The sequence below is a fragment of the Pseudobutyrivibrio xylanivorans genome (assembly GCF_010906925.1).
GTDB lineage: Bacteria > Bacillota > Clostridia > Lachnospirales > Lachnospiraceae > Pseudobutyrivibrio.
Genome location: NZ_VTVE01000001.1, coordinates 655,236 through 681,056 on the forward strand (window position 1 = coordinate 655,236; position 25,821 = coordinate 681,056).

Here is a 25,821-nt window from a genome sequence, read left to right on the forward strand (position 1 = left end):
TGTTTATACTTCGCCGAATTTTTCTGCTAAGACTTTATAGACTCCTTTATCCTTCCAAGAAGGGCAGATGTGCTTGGCATGTTCCTTAACTACATCTGGTGCAGTTTCAACAGCGTAACTTTCTGTTGCTACATCAAGCATACCGATGTCATTATTGTTATCACCAAAGACCATGGTCTCGTCTGGATTAATATGGAAGAAATCCTGAATAGTCTTTAGGGCATTTCCCTTATCTACTGACTTATCCATAAAATCTACCCAGTCCTCACCAGCCATAACAGCCTTTAGGTGGTCGCTCCACTCAGGGATAAGCTTTTCTTCACCTAGCTTTCTAATAGAAGGGCGGTTGAAGATGGAGATTTTAACAAGGTCAACATTTTCTGCTAAAACATCATCAACAAATGCCACGTCATTTCTATATTGATCTCTAAGTACATGAATGAAATCTTCGTTGTCAGTCTCAAGGTAGGTAACTCCAGCACCTTCGTATGCCTTTTCACAATCTGTAATCTGTCGAAGTTCCTTTGTAAGCTCCTCAACATAATGGCGGTCAATTTTCGAAATGTGCATATCTACACCGCGACACTTAATGTGGGCACCGTTGTTGGCAATGAAAATCAAATCGTTGGCCACTTCTTTAAACATTTTTGAGATGCTGCCATATTGGCGTCCGCTTGCTATACAGACAATTATATCCTGCGCACGGAGCTTCTTAATCATTTCTATCATTTCTGAGTACACTTCAGGAGAAGAGTCCTTTACAAGTGTACCGTCTACATCTGTTGCAACTAATTTAATCATAAATAATCTCAATTCTTTCTTAATTAATAAAATATACTTGATAATTATACTCTGAGAAGAGAATTGTGTGAAGTGATTTATATAGAAAAAGAGAAGAGTAATATAATATATATTTGATAGGCAAAAAGGTTGAAATGGTGCGGTAGTGGTGGTTTTTCGAAAAAAGTTACTTAAACGTTTACGAAAATTACGAAAAACTATTGACACCGGTAGAATAACATGCTAAATTCTTTAATCGTAGTGTGTAACTTGTAACCAATCAAGGCACGAACTATACATAATAACTTTTTGTATTTATGTGGGTTCGTGTCTTTTTTTATGCCCAAAACCCATCTAGTGGCAAAAAAGACATAATGCCTATGTAAGTGCGACAAAATTTTTCATGTATAGGAGATTAAAAAATGAAAGACAAAATTTTTGGTGTTTTGCAGCGTGTAGGTAGATCCTTCATGCTCCCAATCGCTCTTCTTCCAGTAGCAGGTTTGCTTCTCGGAATCGGTGGTTCGTTCACAAACGCAACAATGCTTGAGACTTATCACCTCACATCAGTTTTAGGCCCTGGCACAGTAGGTAATGCTATTCTTACTGTTATGTCAGACGCAGGTAACATTGTATTTGCTAACTTACCAATTATCTTCGCTATCGGTGTTGCAATTGGTATGGCAAAGAAAGAGAAAGAAGTAGCAGCTCTTGCTGGTGCAATCGCTTTCTTAATCATGCATGCTTCAATCGGCGCTATGATCACAATTCATGGTGGTCCAGAGGCATTACTTGAGGGTGCAACAACTTCAGTTTGCGGTATCACTTCATTACAGATGGGTGTATTCGGTGGTATGATCGTAGGTCTTGGTGTTGCAGCACTTCACAACCGTTTCTATAAGATTCAGCTTCCACAGGTATTATCATTCTTCGGTGGTACAAGATTCGTTCCTATCATCTCAGGTTTGACATATACAGTTGTTGGTATTGCTATGTTCTTCGTATGGCCATTCGTTCAGCAGGGTATCGCTGCAGTAGGTGGTATCGTTATGGAGTCAGGTTACGCAGGAACATGGATCTATGGTATCATGGAAAGACTTCTTATCCCATTTGGTCTTCACCACGTATTCTATCTTCCATTCTGGCAGACATCACTTGGTGGAACACTTGAGGTTAATGGTCAGCTCATCGAGGGTGCACAGAACATCTTCTTCGCACAGCTTGGTGCACAGGATACAATTAGCCACTTCGCAGTATCAGCTACACGTTTCATGTCTGGTAAGTTCCCATTCATGATCCTTGGTCTTCCAGGTGCTGCTCTTGCTATGTACAGAACAGCTCTTCCAGAGAAGAAAAAAGAAGTTGGTGGTCTTCTTCTTTCTGCAGCTCTTACATCAATGCTTACAGGTATCACAGAGCCAATCGAGTTCACATTCTTATTCGTAGCTCCAGCTCTTTATGGTATCCACTGTATCTTCGCAGGTGCATCTTACATGTTAATGCACATCCTTGGCGTTGGTGTTGGTATGACATTCTCAGGCGGTATCATCGACTTAATTCTTTTCGGTGTTCTTCCTGGAAACAAGCTTACAAGCTGGGTATGGATACCAGTAGTAGGTGTTGGTTACTTCGTAGTTTACTACTTCTTGTTCACATTCCTTATCAAGAAGTTTGATCTTAAGACACCAGGTCGTGACGCTGACGAGGAAGTTAAGCTTTACAGACGTGCTGATTACAATGCAAAGAAGGAGTCTATGGGTGACCAGACTTCTGAGAAGATCTGTAATGGTCTTGGTGGTAAGGCTAACATCTCTGATGTTGACTGCTGCGCAACAAGACTTCGTGTAACAGTACACAAGTCAGAGCTCGTTAACGACGCTATGCTTAAGTCTACTGGTGCTTCAGGTGTAGTTCACAAGGGTAACGGTGTTCAGGTAATTTACGGACCACACGTTACAGTTATCAAGTCTAATCTTGAAGATTATCTTGAGACAGCTCCAAATGTAGAATATAATGGAGCAGATGAGACAGTTGCAGATGAGGCAGCTGCTCAGACTTCAGCTGAGCCAACAGGCGAGGTTGTAAAGACTGTTGTTCTTGGTAGCCCTATCTCAGGTGTTGCAGCTGATTTAGCTGAGACTCCAGATGAGGTTTTTGCTCAGAAGATGATGGGTGACGGTGCAGTTGTTACTCCTAACGATGGTAAGGTAGTAGCTCCAGCAGACGGAACAGTAGTTTTCGTATTTGATACAAAGCACGCTATCGGATTCAAGACAGATGATGATGTAGCTATGCTTCTTCACTTTGGTATTGACACAGTTAAGCTTAAGGGTGAAGGCTTCAACGTTCATGTAACAAATGGACAGAAGGTTAAGAAGGGAGACTTACTTATGGAGGCAGACTTAGATTACATTTCTAAGAACGCACCTTCAATTGCAACTCCTGTACTTTGCACTGAGCTTAAGGGCAACCAGAAGCTTCGTCGTCTCGCTGATGGCGAAATCAAGGCTGGTGAAGATTTACTTGCAGTAGATTTTTACGAGTAAACTTATTTTAGGAGTTTAAGATGTACAGAGTTGAGAAAGTGTTAAATCACAACGCTCTTATCGGTATTCCGGAGAATACTACCCAGGAATTTCTGATTATGGGCAAGGGAGTGGGTTTTGGAAAACACGTCAGTGAAACAATTGATGTAGCTGATGACTGTATGATTTATTCCCTGTTAGAGTCCACAGAGCGCGGAGATAAAAAGGATTTAGCGACAAGTATTGATCCCGTATATCTTGAAATTGCAAATGAACTTTTAGATGGGGCCGAGGCAGAATTCCATACCATTGATAGGGATGTGATGCTGCCTCTGGCAGACCATATTGAATATGCTGTAAAAAGAAGTAGAAATCATGAGCAGCTTAGAAACCCCTTGACCGATGATATAAGAGTATTATTTCATACTGAGTTTAAGGTAGCAGAAAGAGCTAAGGATATCATTTTAAATCGTCTAGGTGTTCAGTTGACCGATGACGAGATTGGATATATAGCCCTACATATACATTCATCTATTATGGACCAGGCTGTTTCACAAGCTATGCAGATGGCAGAGGCTGTTAGACAGTGTGTGACATTGGTAGAGGCAGAGACCAGTAAGAAAATTGACATCAAATCATTGTCATATAATAGGCTGTTGAATCATATTCGATACATGATTGCCCGTACGTTAAAGGGAGAGATCATAAAGCTTGATATGAACGACTATATCAATGCAACTGCAGCAAACTCATTCAAGATGGCAACAAACATTTGCAAAGAATTAAGTAAGAGTCTAGGCAAAGATATCGACAGTGCCGAAATAGGATATCTCGCAATGCATATCGAAAGAATTGCACTTGATGAGATGGATTAATTGAAAAATTAAATCAATAAGGATAGCCCGCTTTTTATAAGTGGGCTATTATTTTTTGCATTTATATGGTAAAATATCTTGTTGGTGAATTCAAAATTATTCTTTGAGAAAAGAGGTATTACTAATGACAAAGATTGATATAATTTCAGGTTTTTTAGGCGCAGGTAAGACTACTTACATTAAGAAGATGCTTGAGGAAGCATACAAGGGTGAAAAGGTAGTTCTTATTGAGAATGAGTTCGGTGAAGTTGGTATCGACGGTGGATTTCTTAAGGATGCAGGCATCACTATTTCAGAGATGAATTCTGGATGTATTTGCTGCTCACTTGTAGGTGATTTTGATAAGAACCTTCACGAGGTTCTCGAGAAGTTTAGCCCAGACAGAATTCTTATTGAGCCATCTGGAGTAGGTAAACTCTCAGATGTTATGACTTCAGTTATTAAGTTAGAAGAGACAGCAGATGTTAAGCTATGCGGTCTTGTTACAGTAGTTAATGCTCTTAAGGCATCTAAGCAGATGAAGGCCTTTGGCGAGTTCTTCAACAATCAGATTGAGTTCGCTACTACAGTTGTTCTTTCACGTTCACAGACAGCTACTGAGGATCAGCTTGAGTTCTGTGTTAAGCAGATTCAGAAGCTTAATCCAAAGGCTGCTATCATTACTACACCATGGGATGAGATTACAGGAGAGAAGCTTCTTTCAGTTATGGAAGGTCAGGATAATTTAGCTTCTGAGATGAAGCATCTTGCAGAAGAGGCTCATGAGCATGAGGAAGAGGAGCACGAGCACCATCATCATGATCACGACCACGATGAGCATGAACATCATCATCATGACCACGACCATGATGAGCACGAGCACCATCACCATGATCACGACCATGATGAGCACGAGCACCATCATCATGATCACGACCACGACGAGCATGAGCATCACCATCATGAACATGGCGAGAACTGCACATGCGGTTGCCATGATCACGATCATCATCACCATCATGCAGATGAAGTATTTGATACATGGGGTATTGAGACTCCTCACAAGTTCGAAAAGTCTGTAATAGAGAAGGCTATGAAGGCATTTGCTAATACAAACGACTACGGTACAGTTCTTCGCTCTAAGGGTATGGTAGAGTCTGTAGAGGGCGGATGGATTTACTTTGATTTTGTTGATGGCGAATATGAGCTTCGTTCTGGTGAGCCAGATTACACAGGACGCCTTGTTGTAATCGGTGCAGATATCGATGAGCACAAGTTAGAGGAGCTTTTTGGATTATAATTCGAAATAGTTTCAAGCTAAGATATAGTTTATTTAGATAGTTAGAGGTTTTTATGGCTAGAGATATACCAGTTTATGTCTTCACTGGATTCATGGATAGTGGTAAGACTACCCTTATTCAGGAGACATTATTTGAAAATGATTTTGCTGCTGGCGGTGAGGATAAGATTCTTATTCTATCTTGTGAGGATGGCGAAGTAGAATACGATATTGAAAAGCTCAAAACAGTTAATGCTAAGGTAGCTACAATTGATTCTGAAGAGGATTTCAATCTTGAGAATCTTACTCGTATTTCTAACGAATATAATCCAGATGTTATCTTCCTTGAGTACAATGGTACTTGGGGCGTTGATAAGATTTATGATGAGCCACTTCCAGAGGGATGGGTCCCAGCTCAGTCACTTGCTACAGTAGATGCTACTACATTTGAGATGTACCTTAACAATATGCGCACAATGATTATGGAGCAGATTTTTAAGGCTGAGGTAGTTATTATTAATCGTTGTACTGACGACACTCCAAAGACTAAATTTAGAGGTCAGATTAAGTCAATGAATAGACCTGCTCAGATTGTTTATGAGAGGGCAGATGGTTCTATCGATGATTCACCAGAGGAGCTTCCATTTGATATTAATGCTGATGTTATTGAGATAACAGATGCTGATTATGCACTTTGGTTTATGGATTGCATGGAGACACCAAAGAAATACGATGGCAAGACAATACATTTCCTTGGTCTTGTTTACAATCCTAATGATGGCAAGTTGAGACGTGACGTATTTATTCCAGGTAGATTTGCTATGACATGTTGTGTAGAAGATATTCAGTTCCTAGGCATGAAATGCAAATGGGACAAGGCATCTACACTTGGTCATCGTAGCTGGATTGATATTACAGCACAGATTAAAGTTGAATTTGCTAAGGAATATAAGGGTAAGGGACCGGTTCTTTATCCAGTCAGTGTTGAACCTGCTGAGAAGCCAGAGGATGAGTTAGTTTATTTTAGTTAATGTTGAAAGTTACTATTCATTTTCGGATAGTAACTTTTTTACTACATTATTATATGATTCTTTTACTTTAGCACTTTACAACGCGACAGTGTAAAGCTATAATACAATACTAAAAGGAAGAAAAAGGGAAGGGAGTCTAGTTTTATGTATCCAATTCTTAAAAAGGAAAAGCTTTCAGATAAGATTTTCCTTATGGTGGTTAAGGCACCACGTGTTGCTGACGGATGTTTACCAGGTCAGTTTATCATTGTAAAGATTGATGAGGAGGGCGAGAGAATCCCTCTTACAATTTGCGATTATGATAGAGCTGAGGGCACTATTACTATAGTATTCCAGACAGTAGGCGCTTCTACTGAGAGAATGGCAGAGCTTAATGCAGGTGATGCCTTCGCTGATTTTGTTGGACCTCTTGGACAGCCATCTGAGCTTTGTATCGAGGCTGATTTGGAGGAGACAAAAAAGAAGAATATCGTATTTATCGCTGGTGGTGTTGGTACTGCACCAGTTTACCCACAGGTTAAGTGGCTCAAGGAGCACGGGGTTAAGACTACAGTTATCATTGGCGCTCGTTCAAAGGATATCCTTTTCTATGAGGATGAGATGCGTGCAGTAGCAGATGAGCTTTATCTTGCTACAGATGATGGTAGCTACGGTTTCCATGGTAACGGTTGCCAGCAGCTTCAGGCACTTGTTGATGAGGGCAAGAAGTTCGACCACTGCGTAGCAATCGGTCCTATGATTATGATGAAATTTGTTTGCCTCCTTACAAAGGAACTTGGCATTCCAACAGTTGTTTCTATGAACCCTATCATGGTTGATGGAACAGGTATGTGCGGTGCTTGTCGTCTTGTTGTTGGCGATGAGGTTAAGTTCGCATGTGTAGATGGTCCAGAGTTTGATGGTCACCTTGTTGATTTTGATCAGGCTATGGCTAGAGCAAAGCAGTACAAGACTGAAGAGGGTAGAGCACTTCTTAAGCAGCAGGAAGGCGATACACATCACGGTGGCTGCGGAAATTGTGGAGGTGACAAATAATGGCAGATATGATGGTTAGAGTACCTATTTCAGAGCAGGACCCAAAGGTTCGTGCTACAAACTTTGAAGAGGTATGTCTTGGTTATACAGAGGAAGAGGCAGTTGCAGAGGCATCTCGTTGCCTTAACTGCAAGAAGCCTATGTGTGTAGGTGGTTGCCCTGTTTCTATTAATATTCCAGCTTTCATCCAGGAAGTTAAGGAGAGAAATTTCGAGAAGGCTTATGAGATTATTTCTGAGTCATCAGCACTTCCTGCAGTATGCGGTCGTGTTTGCCCACAGGAGTCACAGTGTGAGGGCAAGTGTATCCGCGGTATCAAGGGAGAGGCAGTTGCAATTGGTAAGCTTGAGAGATTTGTAGCTGACTGGGCTAGAGAGAACGGCATCAAGCCTAAGAACACATCTACTCCAAATGGCCACAAGGTAGCTGTTATTGGTTCAGGCCCTTCAGGTCTTACAGCAGCTGGTGACCTTGCTAAGGCTGGTTATGATGTTACTGTATTTGAGGCACTTCACGAGATGGGTGGTGTACTTGTTTACGGTATCCCAGAGTTCAGACTTCCAAAAGAGAAGGTAGTTAAGGCTGAGGTTGAAAATGTTAAGGCTCTCGGCGTTAAGTTCGAAAAGAACGTAATCATCGGTCGTTCTATTACAATTGATGAGCTTATGGAAAAGGAAGGCTTTGAGGCTGTATTTATCGGTTCAGGAGCTGGTCTTCCAATGTTTATGCATATTCCTGGTGAGCAGGCTAACGGCGTATTCTCTGCAAATGAATACCTTACAAGAAACAATCTTATGAAGGCATTCAAGGAGGGTTATGATACACCTATCGCTCGCGGTAAGAAAGTAGTTGTAGTTGGTGGTGGTAACGTTGCTATGGATGCTGCTCGTACAGCACTTCGTCTCGGAGCTGAGGTACATGTAGTTTACCGTCGTAGTGAGGCAGAGCTTCCAGCACGTGCTGAGGAAGTTCACCACGCTAAGGAAGAGGGCGTTATCTTTGATCTTCTTCAGAATCCAGTTGAGATTCTTGTTAATGAAGAAGGAAGTGTTCGTGGATGCAAGGTTATCAAGATGGAACTTGGTGAGCCAGATGCTTCAGGTCGTCGTCGCCCAGTAGAGATTCCAGGTAGCGAATATGAAATCGAGTGCGATACAGTAATCATGTCACTTGGTACATCTCCAAACCCACTTATCTCTAGCACAACTGTTGGTCTTGAGACTAACAAGAAGGGTTGCCTCATTGCTACAGAGCAGGGCGCTACTACAAAGGACGCTGTATACGCAGGTGGTGATGCTGTAACAGGTGCAGCAACAGTTATCCTTGCTATGGGCGCTGGTAAGACAGCCGCAGCAGCTATTGACGAGTACTTCAAGAACAAGAACTAATTTATCGTGATATTTTGATTTGCTATTAACTGCACCTAGTTGGGTGCAGTTTTTTATATATTGCATGAATAGTTTTATAGGTTTTTATTGTATTAATTTTGGTTTATCACAAATATAATTAATTATTGAATCGATGATTGTTTTTGTGATAAAAGATATTGCTTTATTTTAATTTTTATCGCAAAAAATATAGGGAGCCTTGGACTGAGAATTGATTGTGATAAATTATTTGATACACTTGGCTTTTTTATCAAAATATTGGTAGTTAATGCCATTATTATTTTGATTTGCGATAATCATTCATGTGAAGTTTTCATTCTTCTATCCCAATATAAGTTTTTATGTTGATAGATATGGAAGAGTATATTGTTGACATGGAGTAATCTATATGATATTTTAAACAGGTCTTTTTTCTATTAATATTCTATAAATAATCATTTGAAGAAATTCCCGTTAGTTAATACATTCAACTTTTATCGTTTCACATTAGGAGGTTGAAACAATAAAACAATACTATGAAAAGCAGATTGATGCTATAAATAATGAAATCAATAAAATTGAAGAGAAGTTGTCTTCTTTGCCTGCAGGGGATATTAAAGTATATCCTAATAATGGTTCTTATCGATGGTATTATTTCAATGGTTCAAAGAGAGTATACTTATCTAAGAAGGATATTATATTTGCAAAGAAGCTTGTAGAAAAGAAATTTCTTTGCTTAAGGAGAAATGCATTACTTGAGCAGAAAGAGAATCTAAAGAATCGCGAGGGAGAATACTATATAGAGGCAACTAAACTACAAGAATTCTTGGAGGATGTCAGATATAGAAAATTATTTTATCCATCAGAAAATAATTATGATGAGAATGAAATAATTCAGACTTGGAAAGTGCAGAAATACAATAGAAATCCTAAATATCCTGAGCAATTAGTATTTAAATGTCCATCAGGAAATACTGTTAGATCGAAGTCAGAAGTGTTTATTGATATTGTACTATCAGAGAGGGGCTTGCCATACAGATATGAAGGTGAATTAGAGCTGGGAAATATTAAGTTTTATCCTGATTTTACGATTCTAAATCCAAATACAAATGAAATTATATACTGGGAACATTTGGGTAGGATGGATGATCCGGTTTATGCTAGGGCTGCACTTGAAAAGATTCGTATATACTATAAAAATGGATTGATTCCTGGAAAAAATTTATATATCACATTTGAAACTAAAGATAGACCTTTTTCATATGAAGATGCTGTAACTGCGCTTAAAATGATGGGGCTATAAATATATAAAACTATTATTTTCAAGCTGTTATCGCACGCAAAATTACATTTACCGTTTAGATCAACTTTTGTGATAAAAATGAAATCTAAATTAATGATTTTATCGCAAAAAGTCATACTACATGTATTCGCTAGACTTTTAGTGATAATTTCATAATTAAATCCTATGGAGTTTATCATAAAAGAGACCATAGTGGTATATATGAGATTATTTTACGATAGCCAGGGTAAAAAGCTAAGCCGGCCAGACCACAATAGCTATGCAAGGCCCCAATAGCCAAGATAATCAAGCTAAATATTTAAGAAATACTATCTAGATAGGATGGGCAGATAGGCTAGATAACTGTAAATGTAAAAGAAAAGACCGCAGGTTGTCCTGCGGTCTTATAAATTTCATAGTAATCTAATAAATTTTAGTACTGTCCAAAAGCGTACTTGAAAAATGATACTGGCTCCTTGCCTTCCTTTTTCTGCTTGTGGCAATACTTCTCATAATCTGAATAAATTGTGTACATCTGGAATGATACTTCTTCGAACATTCTTATTTCCTCCTTAATCTCTTTTCTTTTTACCGAAGGATATGATAAAGCCTAAACTGTGATTTGTCAACAAAAATATTGCGAAGAAATTGTGAAAAATGTATAAACGTATTTGCGTTGAGTTAGTTTCCCTAATTTGTTAAAATTTAAGTATGGAAACTGAATTCCGCTAAACTAGTTTTGGGAGAAAGAGAGATGAACGAGAGAATTTTAGAAGGCGCTCTTAATGTATTTAAGGCAAAAGGGCCAAAGTTTACAATGGATGACTTGGCAACAGAAATGAAGATGAGCAAGAAGACTATCTATACTGTTTTTAGAGATAAGAACGAGTTGATGTGTGAGATGCTTGATTATGCATTTGATCTTATCAAAGAAGCAGAGGATAAAATATATTATGATGATAGTCTTTCTACTATAGAAAAAATCAGAGGGATACTGGCGGTTCTTCCAGAGTCTCACTATGGTTTTGATTATACTGCTATGCATCAATTGGCTGAAAAGTATCCTATGGCTTATGAGAAGCTTAATTATAGATTGGACAGCGGCTGGGATAAGACTTTTGAGTTAATTAAAAAAGGCATGGATAATGGCGAGATTCGTCAAATTGATGAGAATATCATAAAGCTCATGTATGAAGCTTGCATCGATAAGCTTTTGATGGGAGATTTTCTTCAGGAGAATGGTAAGGGATATCCGCAGGCTTTAGCCGAAGTTGTAGATGTTATGGTAGATGGTATTGCAAAATAAAGGGACGAATAATGGGACAGAGAATATACTTAGACCGAAAATGGAAATTCAATGAGGTTTTTACAGAAGACATGATAAGAATGCCTATGAAGGATAGCCAGACTGTTAGCCTTCCTCATACGGTAAAGGAGACACCACTTTCATATTTTGATGAGTCTACATACCAGATGGTGTCTTGCTATCAGAAGATTATTGTGGCTCCTCCTCAGTGGGAAAAGCAGGCGATTAAACTTACTTTTGAAGGAGTGGGACATCTGGCTGATGTATATATTAATGGTCAGCATGTTTGCCATCATGAGTGTGGCTACACAGCATTTTCTTGTGATGTTTCTAAAGTTCTTAAATATGGGGATGAAAATCTTATCACTGTAAAGGTGGATTCTAATGAGACTCTTGATCAACCACCTTTTGGATATGTGATTGACTATATGACCTACGGGGGAATCTATCGCGACGTTTATTTTGAGGTAATGGAGAAGGTTCATTTCAAAGACGTATTTCTACAACCGGCTCTTCTTGAAAGAATATCAACCAATAAACGTTCTCCTAAGCAGATTAAAATGATGAAAGTGCAGGGGATTCTTAAATCAGAATGTCTTTTAACAAAGAATATTTTTAAGCTTTCAGAAAAAGAGCAGATATTTGTAAGGCAGTATTTGGACGATACACTTTTGCTTTCTCAGCCTATTGGAAATATCGAAGAGGTAGAGGAAGGCTATTTAATAAATATTACTTCGGCGCCTACGACTGTTAAATTGTGGGACATTGAAAGCCCTCATTTATATCAGGTGAAGACTCAGATTGTATATGAGGATAGGGTGCTTGATGAACATGTGGGAACAGTTGGCTTTAGAAATTCAGAGTTTAAAAAGACTGGGTACTTTTTGAATGGTCGAAGGGTAAAGCTAAGGGGCTTGAATAGGCATCAGTCATTTCCATATGTTGGCTATGCCATGCCGGAATCAATGCAGCGTCTTGATGCTAGGATTTTAAAGGAAGAGCTTGCTGTAAATGCGGTACGCACTTCTCATTATCCACAGTCTCAGTATTTCATCGATGAATGTGACAGGCTTGGTATTTTAGTTTTTACCGAGATACCTGGATGGCAGCATATTGGTGGAGATAAATGGAAGGACATAGCAGTAGATACTGTAAAGGAAATGATTCTTCAATATAGAAATCATCCATCCATTATTTTGTGGGGAGTCCGTATAAACGAATCGATTGACGATGATGATTTTTATAAGAGAACTAACGAGATGGCGCATATTTGTGACCCAACAAGACCGACAGGAGGGGTTAGAGCCCATGCTAAGAGTTCTCTATTAGAAGATGTATATACCTACAATGATTTTGTTCATTCAGGAGATAATAAGGGATGCTCTAAAAAGGCAGATATAACTTCTGATGAAGATAAGCCATATCTAGTGAGTGAGTACAATGGTCACATGTATCCTACGAAATCATTTGACGATGAGGAACATAGGCAAGAACACGCAATTAGACATGCCAATGTTTTAGATGCCATAGCAGGTGAGATAGATATTGCTGGTTCATTTGGCTGGTGTATGTTTGACTACAATACCCACAAGGATTTTGGGGCAGGTGACAGGATTTGCTATCACGGTGTCATGGATATGTTTAGAAATCCAAAGCTGGCATCCGCTGTTTACTCAGCCTTTTCTGAGACTGAAAATGTACTGGAGGTTACAAGTAGCTTTGATATAGGCGAGCATCCGGCTTGTAATAGAGGGCGTTCATACATTATTACAAATGCTGATTCTGTGAAGATGTACAAGAACGACCAGCTGATTAAGGAATATTTTCCAGAGGACAGTGAATACAAGAATTTGAAGCATGGTCCAATTTTGATTAATGACTATGTTGGAGATGCGGTAGAAAATGATGGAAGCTTTACCAAAAGGCAGGCTAAGCTTATTAAAAAAGCCCTTAATGAGGTGGCTGTAAAGGGGTATAAGATAACACCTTCACTTGCATGGTTAGCATTTAGGCTCGTGGTCATTCATAGGATTAGCCCTTCTAAGGCGGTTCCAATTTATAACAAATTCATTGGCGATTGGGGTGGAGAATCTAGAGAATATCGTTTTGAAGCAATTAAAAATGATCAGGTAGTAAAGACCATTACAAAGGAAGCTGTTACATCTCCAAGGATTGAAGCTAAGGCCAGTCACACACTTTTGACAGAGCTTCACACCTATGATGTATCACATGTGAGAATAAAGTTAGTAGATCAGAATGATAATCAGCTCTATTACTTTAATCAACCAATTAGCTTTGAGGTTGAGGGGCCTCTTGAGATAATTGGACCTAAGGTGGTTTCTGCAGCCGGCGGTTGTACTGGAGTATATATCAAGTCAAAAGGTAAGGATGGCGATGGGCAGTTAATTATTTCTTCTGAGGGACTTGAGCCAGTTAAGATTAGCATGTCGGTGGAATGTCTTAATTAAAGATATTAAGGAGTATAAATATGGATAAGAGTAAGGTGATTTTTGGCAACGAAATCTCTGCCAAGGATTATAGGAAAGCATGCAAAACAAAAGAGAAGAGTATCAAGAAATTCGGAGACGATTCTGATGAAGATTACAACATAGTAATCGAAAAGAATGATAGAATTGGAGATTCTCTGGGTGTCTATGATGTACTTTTGAAGGATGGAAAATCCTTGGAGCAGTTTGACCGGGAAAAAGGCATCATCGTGGGAAATATTCGTATGGGATTCGGTCATTATAGAATTTCCATGGCCATGGCTTCTGCTGCTAAATCTATGGGATACATTCCCTATTGGATGGATCTAAACGGATATCCACAGACTACATGCACAAAGGTAATTAGCCAGCAAAACCAGCTTTATTCCCTTGGCTCACGACTTTCAAAAAACAAGCTATTTAACAAACTTGTTTGGGAACCTCTTAATTACGAGGGGTTTAGAAAGCTAAGTTATAATGCTTCGGATCAGAAAAATGCTGAGTTGATGGCAAATGTTTATAAGAATGTGCCAAAGGATATTCCGGTGGTTGGCACACACGTGTGGCCGGCCCAGGCTGCTGTTCATGCAGGAATGAAATACGTTGTAAATGCTATTCCTGATAATTGGCCAATGGCCCTTCATTTTGCAGAAGGTGCCCTACATACCATTCAGTGCAAAAACGCCTATATGGGATATAGGATTTTAAATGGAATGAATGGAAAAAAGGTATGTAATCCTATGCCAAATGAGGATTTGGCATATGTTGGCCATTATATTGACCATGAATTGGTTAGTAATATTGAGGCAGATTGTGCGGCAAGAATGGCTCGTAAGGAAAATGGCAAGCCTATGAGATTTCTTCTGACCATAGGTGGTGCTGGAGCACAAAAAGAAATTTTTGCAGCGATTATCAATTATTTGCTTCCGGCAATAAGTGAGAATAGAGCAGCTTTATATGTAAATGTTGGCGATTACAAAAATGTGTGGGATGAGCTGATTCAAGAGATTCCATCTATGGCACAGATTTCTACAGAACATTTTAATGAGTTTGATAAAACATCAGAATTTGCAATGAATGCCATTGATGGGGAAGTTACTGGAATTCATGGATTTTATCATGAAAATATATTTGAGGCTGTATATTGCACTAATCTTTTAATGAGGAGTGCAGATGTGCTTGTAACTAAGCCTTCAGAGCTTGCATTTTATCCTGTTCCAAAACTATTTATTAAGCGTGTTGGAAAGCATGAGATGTGGGGAGCAATCCATTCTGCAGAAATGGGAGATGGAACACTTGAATGTAGAGACATACCACATACATTGCAGATGATAGATTTGTTTATGCAGGATGGCAAGCTTTTAAATGATATGTGTGAAAGCATAAAAGTAAATAAATCCATTGGACTCTACGATGGAGCATATAAGGTCATTGAATTGGCTATGGAGATGAAAAATAAATAAGGGGATGGTTAGAAATGGGAGAGAGAAGAAATTTATCAGGTAAAGAAAAATTTGCTTATGGAATAGGTGCAGTTGGCAAGGATATGGTATATATGCTTTCTGCATCATATGTGCTTTATTATTTTCAGGATATTATGGGAGTCAGCGCTATCGCAATGGGTATTATACTTCTCGTGGCGAGAGTGTTTGATGCGTTTAATGATCCTATTATGGGTGTTATTGTTGCAAAGACAAAAACAAGATGGGGAAAGTTTCGACCATGGCTTATGATTGGAACAATAACTAATGCGGTGCTTTTGATAATGATGTTTGCAGCACCACCTTCAGCTACACCTGGCGGTATGATTGCCTATGCAGCTGTAACATATATTATGTGGGGCGTGACCTACACAATGATGGATATTCCATATTGGTCTATGGTTCCTGCATTTACAGAAAGTGGCAAGGAGCGTGAGGGACTTTCTGCTCTTGCTCGTTCTTGTGCAGGTGTTGGCTCTGCTATTATCACAATAGTGACAGTTATGGCGGTGGCGGCTCTTGGTACACTGGCAGCATCTAAAAGTGATGACAATATAGTAAAAGTATATTCAGGTAAAACCCATTCCCTTAACTATTATGTTGCTTGCAGGGATGAGGATGGTAATCCTACAGACAACTACATGCAAATGGATGGAAGCAAGGTTACTTTAAATGTTACAGGAAGCAAGCGTTTCTTTGAAGGTGTGGATGAGCCGGAAACAGGACTTGATGGTGCTATTTATTTAAAAAATGATAATTCAGATTATTCATTTAAAACAGATGATGTAACATTTGAAAAATCAGATGGAGATTCAGCTATTGAAGTGGCAATAGATTCAGCTGACTCTAATTATGTGACTGTAGTTCTTTATGTGCCAGTTGAAGAGTACTGGACTATGACAGAAAATGCAGATAGTGAAGTAGTTATAGATGTTAAATCCAACATGGAAGTAGAGCGTCTTGGCTTTAAATATTTCACTATTATAATTGGAGTTCTATTTATTTTATTTATCACAATAACATGTGTCTGCATCAAGGAAAAATCAACTGTTGATATGCAGACAGCATCAATAGGTGAGATGTTTAGGGCATTGATTCAAAATGACCAGGCAATGACAATAGTTGCCACAATTGTTCTTGTTAATACAGCTCTTTTTATCACATCAAATCTTTTGATTTATTTCTTTAAATATGATTTGGCAGGTAGCAACTGGAGGGGCAACTACACCTTATTCAACACCTTCGCAGGAGGCATGCAGATTTTGGCTATGATGATTTTGTTTCCTCTTTTGCGCAAGGCATTTACAACTCTGAAGATATTTTATATTTGTGTATTTGCGGAGATTATAGGATATATTGTGCTTTTAGTGATGGTCTTATCAGGAGTGACAAATGTATTTGCATTCTTTGTTCCGGGATTCTTTATTATGTCGGGATTTGGATTGTTAAATGTTGTAGTCACTGTTTTCCTTGCAAATACTGTTGATTATGGTGAGCTTAAAAACAATCGAAGAGATGAGTCAGTAATATTCTCCATGCAGACATTTGTAGTTAAGTTGGCATCAGGAATAGCTGCACTTGTAGCATCAATTTGCCTTGCAGTATTTAATATTCAGGCAGATAGCGCATCGGCTCTTGATTCTCAGGGACTAGTGCAGAAGATGTATACCTTAGGGGAGACTCAGGTGATTGATAACAGTTCTGTAATGGGGCTTAGAGCGGTTATGACGGTGGGACCTATTGCTGTACTTGTGATTGCATATTTTATATTTAGCAAAAAATATATACTGACTGATGAAAAGCTTCAGGAGATTGGAGAAGAGCTTAAATCACGTTAGAAATCTTTATCTTATAGGAGAAGAAAAATGATAAAGGCTGATGGAAAAAACTTTTTCTTAAATACTAAAAATACCACTTATGCTTTTAAGGTGATGGAGACGGGACAGCTGGAGCATTTATATTATGGCAGCCTCATTGATGCTGAGGATGGAGAAAATTTATCAGAAAAGCGTGCCTTTGCTCCAGGAAATACTGTTTTATATGATAATGCTCACCCAGAAATGACTCTTGAGGATGTGAGGCTTGAGACATCAGCTGTAGGTAAGGGCGATTTCAGAGAGCCTATGATAGAGGTGATTTGCGCTGATGGAAGCACATCTCTTGATTTTATATATGATAGTTATGAGACATTTTCTGGAAAGAAAGAGTTTAATACTATTCCTGGTTCGTATGGCGTGGAAGGAGACGTAGAGACTCTTAATGTAAAAATGGTAGATGCCAATAATGGATTTACTCTGATTCTTTCATACTACGTATATGCGGATTGCGATGTGATTAGCCGCTCTGCAAAATTTATTAATACATCTTCTGAAAAAGTTAAGATGACTCGTATGCTATCCATGCTTATGGATTTTGATCATGCAGGAATGAAGATTACATCCTTCCATGGCAAATGGACAAGTGAGATGAATAAATCAGATACTATTCTTTCGGCTGGCAAGTTTGTCAATTCTTCATTTACAGGTACTAGCTCTAACAGAAGCAATCCATTTTTTATGGTATCAGATTCAGATGCTACAGAAACATCTGGTAGTGTATATGGGTACAATTTGATTTATTCAGGCAACCATTATGGGGCGGTAGAGGTATCTCCCTGGGAGAAAACTAGAGTTGCTTATGGAATTAATCCTATGAACTTTTCGTGGACATTAGAACCTTCGGAGGAATTTGAGGCACCTGAAGCTGTGATGACTTATTCAGCAGCTGGTTACAGGCAGATGAGCCTGAATATGCATGAATTTGTTCGAGAGCATATTACAAGAGGAAATTGGAAAAAGAAGGAGCGCCCTATTCTTATTAATAGTTGGGAGGCTGCATACTTTGATTTTACAGAGTCATCATTGGTAAAACTTGCCAAGGCTGCTAAAAAAGTCGGTATTGAATTATTTGTAATGGACGACGGCTGGTTTGGTGAGAGGAATGATGATAAAAGAGGGCTTGGAGACTGGGATATTGTAAATAAAAAGAAGCTTCCAAGTGGCCTAGAAGGAATGGCTAAAAAGATTAATGACCTAGGGCTTATGTTTGGTCTTTGGGTTGAGCCTGAGATGATAAATGTGGATTCTGAGCTTTACAAGAAACATCCGAAGTGGGCAATAGATATACCAGGGAAAAATCACTCTGAAGGTCGAAATCAGAGGATTTTGGACTTATGTAATCCTGAAGTTGTGGATTATCTCATTGATGTTATGAGTAGCGTTTTTTCTACACCAGGTCTTTCCTATGTTAAGTGGGATATGAATAGAAATTTCTCTGATTACTATTCAAAATATTTGCCTGCAGAAAAGCAGCAAGAGGTTTCTCACAGATATGTTCTGGGACTATATAGACTGTTAAAAACATTAACAGAGCGTTTTCCAGAGCTATTGATAGAAGGCTGTGCCTCTGGTGGAAATAGATTTGATTTAGGAGTCCTTTGCTATTACCCTCAGATCTGGGCCAGCGATAATACCGATGCAGTTAGTAGACTTGATATTCAAAATGGTTATTCCTATGGATATCCACAGAGCACATATACAGCTCATGTTTCATCATGTCCTAATCATCAGACTCTTAGAATCACACCGATGGAATCAAGATTTGCAGTTGCAAGTTTTGGAGTGCTAGGATATGAGCTTAATTTAAATGATGCAAAATCCGAAGATATAACTTCTGTTGAGGCGCAGATAGAGCTTTACAAACAATATAGAAAAACTCTCCAATTTGGTGATTTCTATAGGCTTAAAAGTGGTAATATTTGTGAGTGGAGCATTGTCTCTAGGGATAAATCACAGGCTGTTACTATGGTGATGCAAAGAGAGGTCCAGCCTAACAATCCGTATTTACGAATTGAGCAGGCAGGCCTTGATGAGAATGCAAAGTATCATTTTTATGGTCGCAAGCTTGAATACAATCTAAAGGGATTTGGAGATTTGGTAAATACAGTGGCCCCTATCCATATCAAGCAGGATGGTATTCTCCACAATGTGGTAGCGAAATTTGTAAAGATGCCAGGAGAAACAGAGGATGTTAAGGCTAGCGGCACTATGCTTAATAATGCAGGAGTTAAGCTGGCACAGAGCTTTATTGGCACAGGCTATGACGATAGGGTGAGATATTTTCCAGATTTTGGTGCCAGACTGTATTTCACTGAGAAAATAGATATTACAGAGTAATTTTCCATTAAATAAAAAGCTGCAGGGCTTCCTGCAGCATATCGGGGTGTGGCTCAGATGGTAGAGCGCTACATTCGGGATGTAGAGGCCGCGCGTTCGAATCGCGTCACTCCGATTTATTTATTCCATAAATTCTTTTATTTTAGCAGAATCTAAGTCTTCGCCGATTACTATAAAGACTTCCTGGCCTACAGGCATGGTAGTCAGCTCAAATTGAGATTTGGTAGCGTTAAATTGGTACCATGTTTCATTTTCCTTAAAGAATCCCTTGGCGCGAAGTATTTTTCCAAAGGAATCATCACTCATTAGAGTGGTTATTTTGTCTTTTATTGTTTCCCTATTCATTTTGAGTTCTAGGAAGTAGACGGTTTTATAGCCGCTGTCATCAGTGCCTAGCTTTTTAATGTATGAATGGGTGGAGTACCCACAATTAGAAATCATTTGAAAGTCAGAGTCTGTAAGCTCATCCCAGTTTTTATCAAATATAATGCCATCTATGTCCTTAGAAAGCTTTGCTTTTTCGGCAGCCGCTTTTAGATGGGAGATAGTACCACTGATTGTTTCTGGTGTAGCAAGCTGAGTCTTGCTGAGGACAATGATTCCTGCATTGGCAATCTGGGATGCCAAAAAGAAATCGGAATCATCAGATAAATTGTCATCTAGATTACCATCTACGATAGTGATTACGTTGCCAATTTCATACCATCTATCAAGAGGATCTTCTCTTAAAGCATCGAAAAATTCATCTACATCAAATATACCAGATGGCTCAATTATAACTCGGTTGTAGCCGCTCATTCCCATGGATATGAGCTTTGTTTTAAATCTGCGTCTGTGGCAATCTGCATCACATCCACCAGCAACCATTTCTAGCTCGCAGTTGTCGCCTCTCAATTCGTTGAGTAGGAGCATATCTACGTTTACAGCACCATAGTCATTTTCAAGTATGCCTACCTTTTGTCCCTTATCCATAAAGTGTCTAGCGTATTTTTTTAAGAAAGTAGTTTTGCCACTTCCTAAGAAACCTGTTATCAAATCAACTTTAATCATTTTTTAATCCTTACCTTAGTTTATTAACCTTAAGTATCAATAATTGTACACAAATATTTGCTATTATGCTATTCATAAATCTTTTTTAATGCTATGATATTAGCGAAAAATTTTCATTAAAGGAGTATTTATAATTTATGGGAATCGTAGTTTTAGGTGCGGTATTTATAGATATAAAGGGCCATTCTACTTCTAGCTATATACCTGCTGGTAGAAATGTTGGTACAGTAGAAGAGGTTCATGGTGGTGTTAGTAGAAATGTAGTTGAGGATATTGCCAATGTAGAGCTTCGCCCAAAGTTTGTTAGTCTTGTTGACGAAAGTGGAATAGGCACAGGTGTCCTTGAAAAGCTTAACAATCACAAGGTAGATACTCGATTTGTTCGTAGAACTCCTGATGGCATGGGCAAGTGGCTCGCTGTTTTTGATAACCATGGTGATGTGGTTGCATCTATTTCCAAGAGACCAGACCTTTCTGCTATCAATGATATCCTTGATGAGCAGGGTGATGAGATTTTTGGTGATGCTGATAGTATTGCTCTTGAGATAGATATGGAAAAGGACACTATCAAGCGTGTATTTAAATACGCTGAAAAATACAATCTCAAGGTTTATGCTGCAGTTTCTAATATGAGTATTGCAGTAGAGCGTAGAGATTTTCTTAAGAATGTTGAGTGTTTTGTATGCAATCAGCAGGAGGCTGGCATTCTTTTCATGGATGATTATTCACAGAAGACACCTGAGGAGATGCAGGAGATTTTAGCTAAGAAAATTCAGGGCGCTCAGATTCAAAAGATGATAGTAACTCTCGGCGGTAAGGGTGCCGTATATGCGGATATCAATGGCAAGACAGGATTTGTTCCAGCTAGAAAGGTAGATGTAAAGGATACAACAGGCGCAGGTGATTCCTTCTTTGCAGGTGTTACAATTGGTCTTACTTATGGAAAGACATTGGAAGAGGCTTGTGAAATCGGCTCTACACTTGCTGCATCAGTTATTGTTACATCTGACAATGTATGCCCTAGATTTTTACCTAGTGAATTTGGCATAGAACTTCCTTAGATATTAATATCTACATTGAAAATTTCTTCTATTATGATAAAATTGTTCTTGGCTGAGTTTTTGGCCTACTACTATATAGATTGGGCAATGGACAATGTTTGAGGACAAAAACATTTCATATAGACAATTGTTTTTTGATATGGATGGTTCGATTCACCAAGAGACCTATGTTTTTCACAGGGAACTCACTGAAGAGGAGAAAGAACAGTACAATAACTTGGTGGCTGATGCCAATCAGATGACTATATTTGATTATATTAAGGAATGAGTGACTCCACGGCATTGATTATTCAATGCTCTGGAGTCTTGTTTTATTTATAGGAGAATAATTATGGATTTTAAGAAAATGACATGTACTGAGTTTACAGAAGCACTGGCATCAAAGACTTCCGTGCCTGGAGGCGGTGGGGCATCGGCTCTTGTAGGGGCTGTTGCTATAGCCCTTGGGGATATGGTTGGAGAGTTTACTGTAGGCAAGAAAAAGTATGCTGATGTTGAAGATGAAATCAAGGGACTGATGGCACAGGCACAGGACCTTAGAGTGGAGCTTCTTAAGTGTATTGAGGATGATGCTATCGCATTTGAACCACTGTCAAAGGCTTACTCTATTCCAGCTGATGACCCATCAAGGAATGAGATAATGGAAAAATGTCTTAAGGACGCAGCGGCAGTTCCATTTAAGATCCTTGAGCTTTCATGTCAGGCGGTTGACTTACAGAGAGAATTCGCTGACAAGGGTTCAGTGATTATGATTAGTGATGCTGCTACGGGAGTTGCTATGCTTGAAGGTGCTATTAAGGGAGCGGCTATCAATGTAAGAATTAACACCAAATCCATGAAGGATAGGGAATATGCAGAGGATTTAAATCAAAAGGTAGATTCCCTTGTGGCTGAGTACACTAAAAAGGCTGCTGACATTTATTCTGATGTATTTAATAGACTATAGTTTACTGGAGGTTTTATGGCTACATTACTAAAGGGAAAAGAAGTTGTTGAAGCTCTTAACGAGAAAATGATTGAAGACGTAACTGCTCTTAAAGAAAAGGGCGTTACCCCAACACTGGCTATTTTAAGAGTGGGCGAGAGAGCAGATGATATATCTTATGAGAAGGGCGCAATTAAAAGATGTGAGCTTGTTGGCGTGGAAGCTAGAGTGTTTGCACTGCCTGCAGATGTATCTGAAGAGGACTTCTTTGCAAAGCTACAAGAATTAAATGAAGATATAACTATACATGGAATTCTCATGTTTAGACCACTTCCTAAGCATATTAATGAGGAGAAGGCTAGAAAGCTACTTTCTCCTGGTAAGGACATAGATGGATGTACTGATATTTCTCTTGCAGGTGTTTTCACTGGAAATAACGAAGGATTTGCCCCATGTACAGCAGAGGCAGCAGTTGAAATATTAAAGTATTACAATATTCCACTTTCTGGAAAGAAGATTACTGTTATCGGTCGTTCCCTTGTAATCGGTCGTCCTGTAGCTATGATGCTTATGCATGAGAATGCTACTGTTACTATATGTCATACTAGAACAGTAGATGTGCCAGTTGAGGCTAAAGATGCGGATATTCTAGTGGTTGCATCTGGTCAGATGGAGAGCGTAGGCGCAGAATACTTAAGACCAGGACAGGTGGTTATTGATGTAGGAATTGGTTGGAATGACAAAAAAGGCAAGCTCTGTGGAGATGTAAAATTTGACGAGGCGGAGCCTATTGTTGATGCTATTACACCAGTACCAGGCGGAGTAGGTGGAGTCACCACTAGTATTTTGGTGAAGCATGTGGTTGAAGCTGCTAAAAAATTATAAAAAATAACCGAAAATAAATGAAAGCAGTGGGCTTTTAAGTATAATTAGAGCATAGATAATAAAAGGGGTTATGAAATATGACAATCGATCAGTTGACTGCGGACCAAGAGGTTACTCTTGAAGTACTAATCGGTGGATCTTCTTTTGAGATTAAAACAGAAGTTGTTGGTACCAACGATAATACAGGAGTTTTGTTAAAACCGTACGTATATAATGGCATGGTAGTTGATTTTACTGCTGGTTCGCCTAAGAGTATGCGTTTTAATTTACATTGCATTGATCCATTATCCGGTGGAAGGGTTGTATGGAAAAATGTTTTGGTAAAGCTTGTAAATTACAGAGATGTTGATTATTACGTTGTGGATTCTAAAAATTTTGGTACTATTGCAGCCTCTAGCGAGCGAAGAGTAGATGAGAGGGTAAATGTTCATAGACCGGGCTCTGCCACTAAAGATGATTTGAAGCGTATGTCGGTTTCAGTTATTGATATTAGTGATGCAGGCATCTCATTTATAGGCAATCAAAATTTATTTACAATCGGAGATTTGGTAGAGGTAAACTTTGCTGATACAGCAAATGATTCTGACTTTAGCCTTAGGGTTACTACGAAGATTAACAGGGCAGAGGTTATAAAGGAAGGCATTTTCTTTGCTGGTATGATTCAGGATAAGGATAACAAACTACTTGCTTATTTGTGCTTTAAAGGAATAGATGAGCGCACAAATAATTTTTTGAATAACGAGGAAAACTGATGGCAGATGATAAGTTAAGGCAGGAGCTTTATTACATAGCAAAGCTTACAACTAAATATGACTTTAAGGATATGTCTGTGGTGGAGGAGATTCTCCGCCAGGAAAATGAGAGAAAGCTTCTAACTTCTGTCTTTGGCACCAGATTCAAGACTAGGATATTTGATATAGCTTCCGATGTTAAGCATGAGGATACTTGTGTTATATGCGGTAAGCCGGCTGAGAATGGAGTGGCTTGCGCTGCCTGCCTAAAATCTATATTAGAAAGCAAATATGCTAAAAATAAAAACGAGATTGAACAAACTGGACGATTTAATTTAAAAAAGCTTTTTGATAATAAATTATTCCGTAGAGTAAAAAGCTTTGCTGGCTCTATGACATCTAAGTCAAAAAAGGCTGATGAGATTCCAGAAAAGGTGGATGCTGTAGAATCATCAGAGACAACAAATTGGTATAAAAGTATTAGGGCAAAGCATGTATTTCAATACAGCTGTATAGTTTGTTTAACCCTGATTTTATTTATTCAAATATATGTTTTGGGTGTATGGCTTAGTCTACCAACTTACAATAAAAAAGAGCCAGTTAGAAAAAGCCAGTATGAGGCCACTGCCGTAGCTGATGAAAATCAAGCTCTTAATGAGCTTCAAAAAGAATTCCCCGAGGAATCTGGATATACCATAACCTACAGTAGACAGGATAGAGAATATGTTGGAAGATTCCTTATAGACATAGGAGATTGCTGTGAGGAAGTAGAAGAGGAGCTTTCTCCAGAAGAGAGATATGAATATTTTTTCCAAGAGGATGTATATGTATTCTATATAACAAATATTTCCGATTACTCAGCAGTTATTGGCAAGGCTGAGGTTAATGCAAATGGGTCAATTATTCTTACCGGTTCTTTCAACGATGGAAGAAAGACTGACTGCCTTTATAGATTTAGATAATTTTTAACCATTGATTCACAACATAGTCATAATTCTTTGATACTATTTGGCCTAGCTTCAAGGGAAATGATGTGTTATAAGAGGTATTTATGAAGCTAAAGCCAGAAGAAATTAAGCGATTGGAAACAATCTTAGAGCCTTTCAGAAATGACGAGAGGACTCAGAAAATGAAACAGTTTATTCAGCATGGTAAGATTACTACATACGAGCATGCTGAGAGTGTAACAAAGCTTTCATATTGGATTAATAAGAGATTGCACCTTAATGCCGATGAGCATGTTCTTACAGTTGGTGCATTCCTGCATGATTATTATCTATATGATTGGCATGAGACAGATGAGGGCAATGGCCTTCATGGTTTTTCTCATTCTCGCACAGCAAGAAGAAATGCAGTTGCTCATTTTGGAATCTGCAAAAGAACCCAGTCTGTAATAGAGACGCATATGTGGCCACTTACCTTTACTAAGGTGCCAAGGAGCCGTGAGGCCTGGATAGTATGTCTTGCTGATAAATGGGTTTCCACTAGAGAGACTTTGCTTTGTAGATAAGATTTATATTGGATTTAAT

General features: G+C 38.8%; 22 protein-coding genes, 1 tRNA gene and 1 pseudogene. 21 read left to right on the plus strand and 3 right to left on the minus strand.

Annotated features, from left to right (window positions below; all coding sequences use genetic code 11):
* Nucleotides 1-3 precede the first annotated feature (3 nt).
* Complete coding sequence (locus F0Q01_RS03050; RefSeq protein WP_090486104.1) at nucleotides 4-801, minus strand: Cof-type HAD-IIB family hydrolase; 798 nt, start codon at nucleotides 799-801, stop codon at nucleotides 4-6.
* A 401-nt stretch (nucleotides 802-1,202) separates the two neighbouring features.
* Between F0Q01_RS03050 and F0Q01_RS03055 the strand changes: the two genes are divergently transcribed.
* The 7 genes from F0Q01_RS03055 to F0Q01_RS03085 all read left to right on the plus strand — a co-directional run bounded on the left by F0Q01_RS03055 (nucleotide 1,203) and on the right by F0Q01_RS03085 (nucleotide 10,174).
* A complete protein-coding gene (locus tag F0Q01_RS03055; RefSeq protein WP_090486109.1) occupies nucleotides 1,203-3,326 on the plus strand; it encodes a PTS transporter subunit IIABC in 2,124 nt (707 codons plus the stop codon).
* Nucleotides 3,327-3,346: 20 nt separating this feature from the next.
* On the plus strand, nucleotides 3,347-4,180 hold the full coding sequence (locus F0Q01_RS03060) for a PRD domain-containing protein (RefSeq protein ID WP_090486112.1): 834 nt from the start codon (nucleotides 3,347-3,349) through the stop codon (nucleotides 4,178-4,180).
* 124 nt (nucleotides 4,181-4,304) lie between these two features.
* A complete protein-coding gene (locus F0Q01_RS03065) occupies nucleotides 4,305-5,459 on the plus strand; it encodes a CobW family GTP-binding protein (RefSeq protein ID WP_090486115.1) in 1,155 nt (384 codons plus the stop codon).
* 53 nt (nucleotides 5,460-5,512) lie between these two features.
* Nucleotides 5,513-6,469, plus strand: a complete 957-nt coding sequence (locus F0Q01_RS03070; RefSeq protein WP_090486118.1) for a GTP-binding protein — start codon at nucleotides 5,513-5,515, stop codon at nucleotides 6,467-6,469.
* A 144-nt stretch (nucleotides 6,470-6,613) separates the two neighbouring features.
* Entirely contained in the window at nucleotides 6,614-7,504 is an 891-nt protein-coding gene (locus F0Q01_RS03075; RefSeq protein WP_090150374.1) for a sulfide/dihydroorotate dehydrogenase-like FAD/NAD-binding protein, read from the plus strand.
* Nucleotides 7,504-8,892 (plus strand): NADPH-dependent glutamate synthase, encoded by a 1,389-nt coding sequence (gene gltA / locus F0Q01_RS03080; protein ID WP_090486122.1) that lies wholly within the window; start codon nucleotides 7,504-7,506, stop codon nucleotides 8,890-8,892. Before F0Q01_RS03075 ends, gltA begins: the two co-directional genes overlap by 1 nt.
* Before the next feature lie 577 nt (nucleotides 8,893-9,469).
* Nucleotides 9,470-10,174, plus strand: a complete 705-nt coding sequence (locus F0Q01_RS03085) for a hypothetical protein (RefSeq protein ID WP_090486125.1) — start codon at nucleotides 9,470-9,472, stop codon at nucleotides 10,172-10,174.
* Between the two features lie 412 nt (nucleotides 10,175-10,586).
* Here F0Q01_RS03085 and F0Q01_RS13915 read toward each other — a convergent pair whose 3' ends face one another.
* Complete coding sequence (locus F0Q01_RS13915; RefSeq protein WP_278335185.1) at nucleotides 10,587-10,712, minus strand: hypothetical protein; 126 nt, start codon at nucleotides 10,710-10,712, stop codon at nucleotides 10,587-10,589.
* Nucleotides 10,713-10,907: 195 nt separating this feature from the next.
* Here F0Q01_RS13915 and F0Q01_RS03090 point away from each other — a divergent pair, with 195 nt between their 5' ends.
* From F0Q01_RS03090 to F0Q01_RS03115, 7 genes and pseudogenes are all read left to right on the plus strand, one after another.
* Nucleotides 10,908-11,459: a TetR/AcrR family transcriptional regulator gene (locus F0Q01_RS03090; RefSeq protein WP_090150384.1), complete on the plus strand. Its 552-nt coding sequence runs from the start codon at nucleotides 10,908-10,910 to the stop codon at nucleotides 11,457-11,459.
* Nucleotides 11,460-11,470: 11 nt separating this feature from the next.
* Nucleotides 11,471-13,927, plus strand: a complete 2,457-nt coding sequence (locus F0Q01_RS03095; RefSeq protein WP_090486127.1) for a glycoside hydrolase family 2 protein — start codon at nucleotides 11,471-11,473, stop codon at nucleotides 13,925-13,927.
* A gap of 20 nt (nucleotides 13,928-13,947) precedes the next feature.
* Nucleotides 13,948-15,408 carry a DUF6937 domain-containing protein gene (locus tag F0Q01_RS03100; protein WP_090486130.1) on the plus strand — a complete coding sequence of 487 codons (1,461 nt, stop codon included), beginning with the start codon at nucleotides 13,948-13,950 and terminating at the stop codon, nucleotides 15,406-15,408.
* Nucleotides 15,409-15,422: 14 nt separating this feature from the next.
* Nucleotides 15,423-15,950, plus strand: a pseudogene (locus F0Q01_RS14000) (MFS transporter); the annotation flags it as partial.
* Nucleotides 15,930-17,264 carry an MFS transporter gene (locus tag F0Q01_RS14005; protein WP_090487596.1) on the plus strand — a complete coding sequence of 445 codons (1,335 nt, stop codon included), beginning with the start codon at nucleotides 15,930-15,932 and terminating at the stop codon, nucleotides 17,262-17,264. The pseudogene F0Q01_RS14000 and the gene F0Q01_RS14005, both read left to right, overlap by 21 nt.
* Nucleotides 17,265-17,291: 27 nt before the next feature.
* Nucleotides 17,292-19,640, plus strand: coding sequence for an alpha-galactosidase (locus tag F0Q01_RS03110; RefSeq protein ID WP_090486133.1), 2,349 nt, complete (start codon nucleotides 17,292-17,294; stop codon nucleotides 19,638-19,640).
* Between the two features lie 42 nt (nucleotides 19,641-19,682).
* Nucleotides 19,683-19,755: transfer RNA gene (locus F0Q01_RS03115), tRNA-Pro, on the plus strand.
* A 5-nt stretch (nucleotides 19,756-19,760) separates the two neighbouring features.
* On the opposite strand, the gene F0Q01_RS03120 is transcribed toward F0Q01_RS03115, so the two are convergent.
* Entirely contained in the window at nucleotides 19,761-20,690 is a 930-nt protein-coding gene (locus F0Q01_RS03120; RefSeq protein ID WP_090486136.1) for a GTP-binding protein, read from the minus strand.
* A 137-nt stretch (nucleotides 20,691-20,827) separates the two neighbouring features.
* Here F0Q01_RS03120 and F0Q01_RS03125 point away from each other — a divergent pair, with 137 nt between their 5' ends.
* From F0Q01_RS03125 to F0Q01_RS03155, 7 genes are all read left to right on the plus strand, one after another.
* The gene (locus F0Q01_RS03125; RefSeq protein WP_090150399.1) at nucleotides 20,828-21,751 is read left to right on the plus strand and encodes a carbohydrate kinase family protein; all 924 of its coding nucleotides are present in this window, start codon (nucleotides 20,828-20,830) and stop codon (nucleotides 21,749-21,751) included.
* A 94-nt stretch (nucleotides 21,752-21,845) separates the two neighbouring features.
* Nucleotides 21,846-22,019: a hypothetical protein gene (locus F0Q01_RS03130; protein WP_163927124.1), complete on the plus strand. Its 174-nt coding sequence runs from the start codon at nucleotides 21,846-21,848 to the stop codon at nucleotides 22,017-22,019.
* 63 nt (nucleotides 22,020-22,082) lie between these two features.
* The gene (locus F0Q01_RS03135; RefSeq protein ID WP_090486139.1) at nucleotides 22,083-22,697 is read left to right on the plus strand and encodes a cyclodeaminase/cyclohydrolase family protein; all 615 of its coding nucleotides are present in this window, start codon (nucleotides 22,083-22,085) and stop codon (nucleotides 22,695-22,697) included.
* Nucleotides 22,698-22,712: 15 nt separating this feature from the next.
* Nucleotides 22,713-23,561, plus strand: coding sequence for a bifunctional 5,10-methylenetetrahydrofolate dehydrogenase/5,10-methenyltetrahydrofolate cyclohydrolase (locus F0Q01_RS03140; RefSeq protein WP_090486141.1), 849 nt, complete (start codon nucleotides 22,713-22,715; stop codon nucleotides 23,559-23,561).
* A gap of 77 nt (nucleotides 23,562-23,638) precedes the next feature.
* Nucleotides 23,639-24,313, plus strand: coding sequence for a PilZ domain-containing protein (locus tag F0Q01_RS03145; protein WP_090486144.1), 675 nt, complete (start codon nucleotides 23,639-23,641; stop codon nucleotides 24,311-24,313).
* A complete protein-coding gene (locus tag F0Q01_RS03150; protein ID WP_090486146.1) occupies nucleotides 24,313-25,254 on the plus strand; it encodes a hypothetical protein in 942 nt (313 codons plus the stop codon). Before F0Q01_RS03145 ends, F0Q01_RS03150 begins: the two co-directional genes overlap by 1 nt.
* An 89-nt stretch (nucleotides 25,255-25,343) precedes the next feature.
* Complete coding sequence (locus F0Q01_RS03155) at nucleotides 25,344-25,802, plus strand: HD domain-containing protein (RefSeq protein WP_090150413.1); 459 nt, start codon at nucleotides 25,344-25,346, stop codon at nucleotides 25,800-25,802.
* Nucleotides 25,803-25,821: the final 19 nt, after the last annotated feature.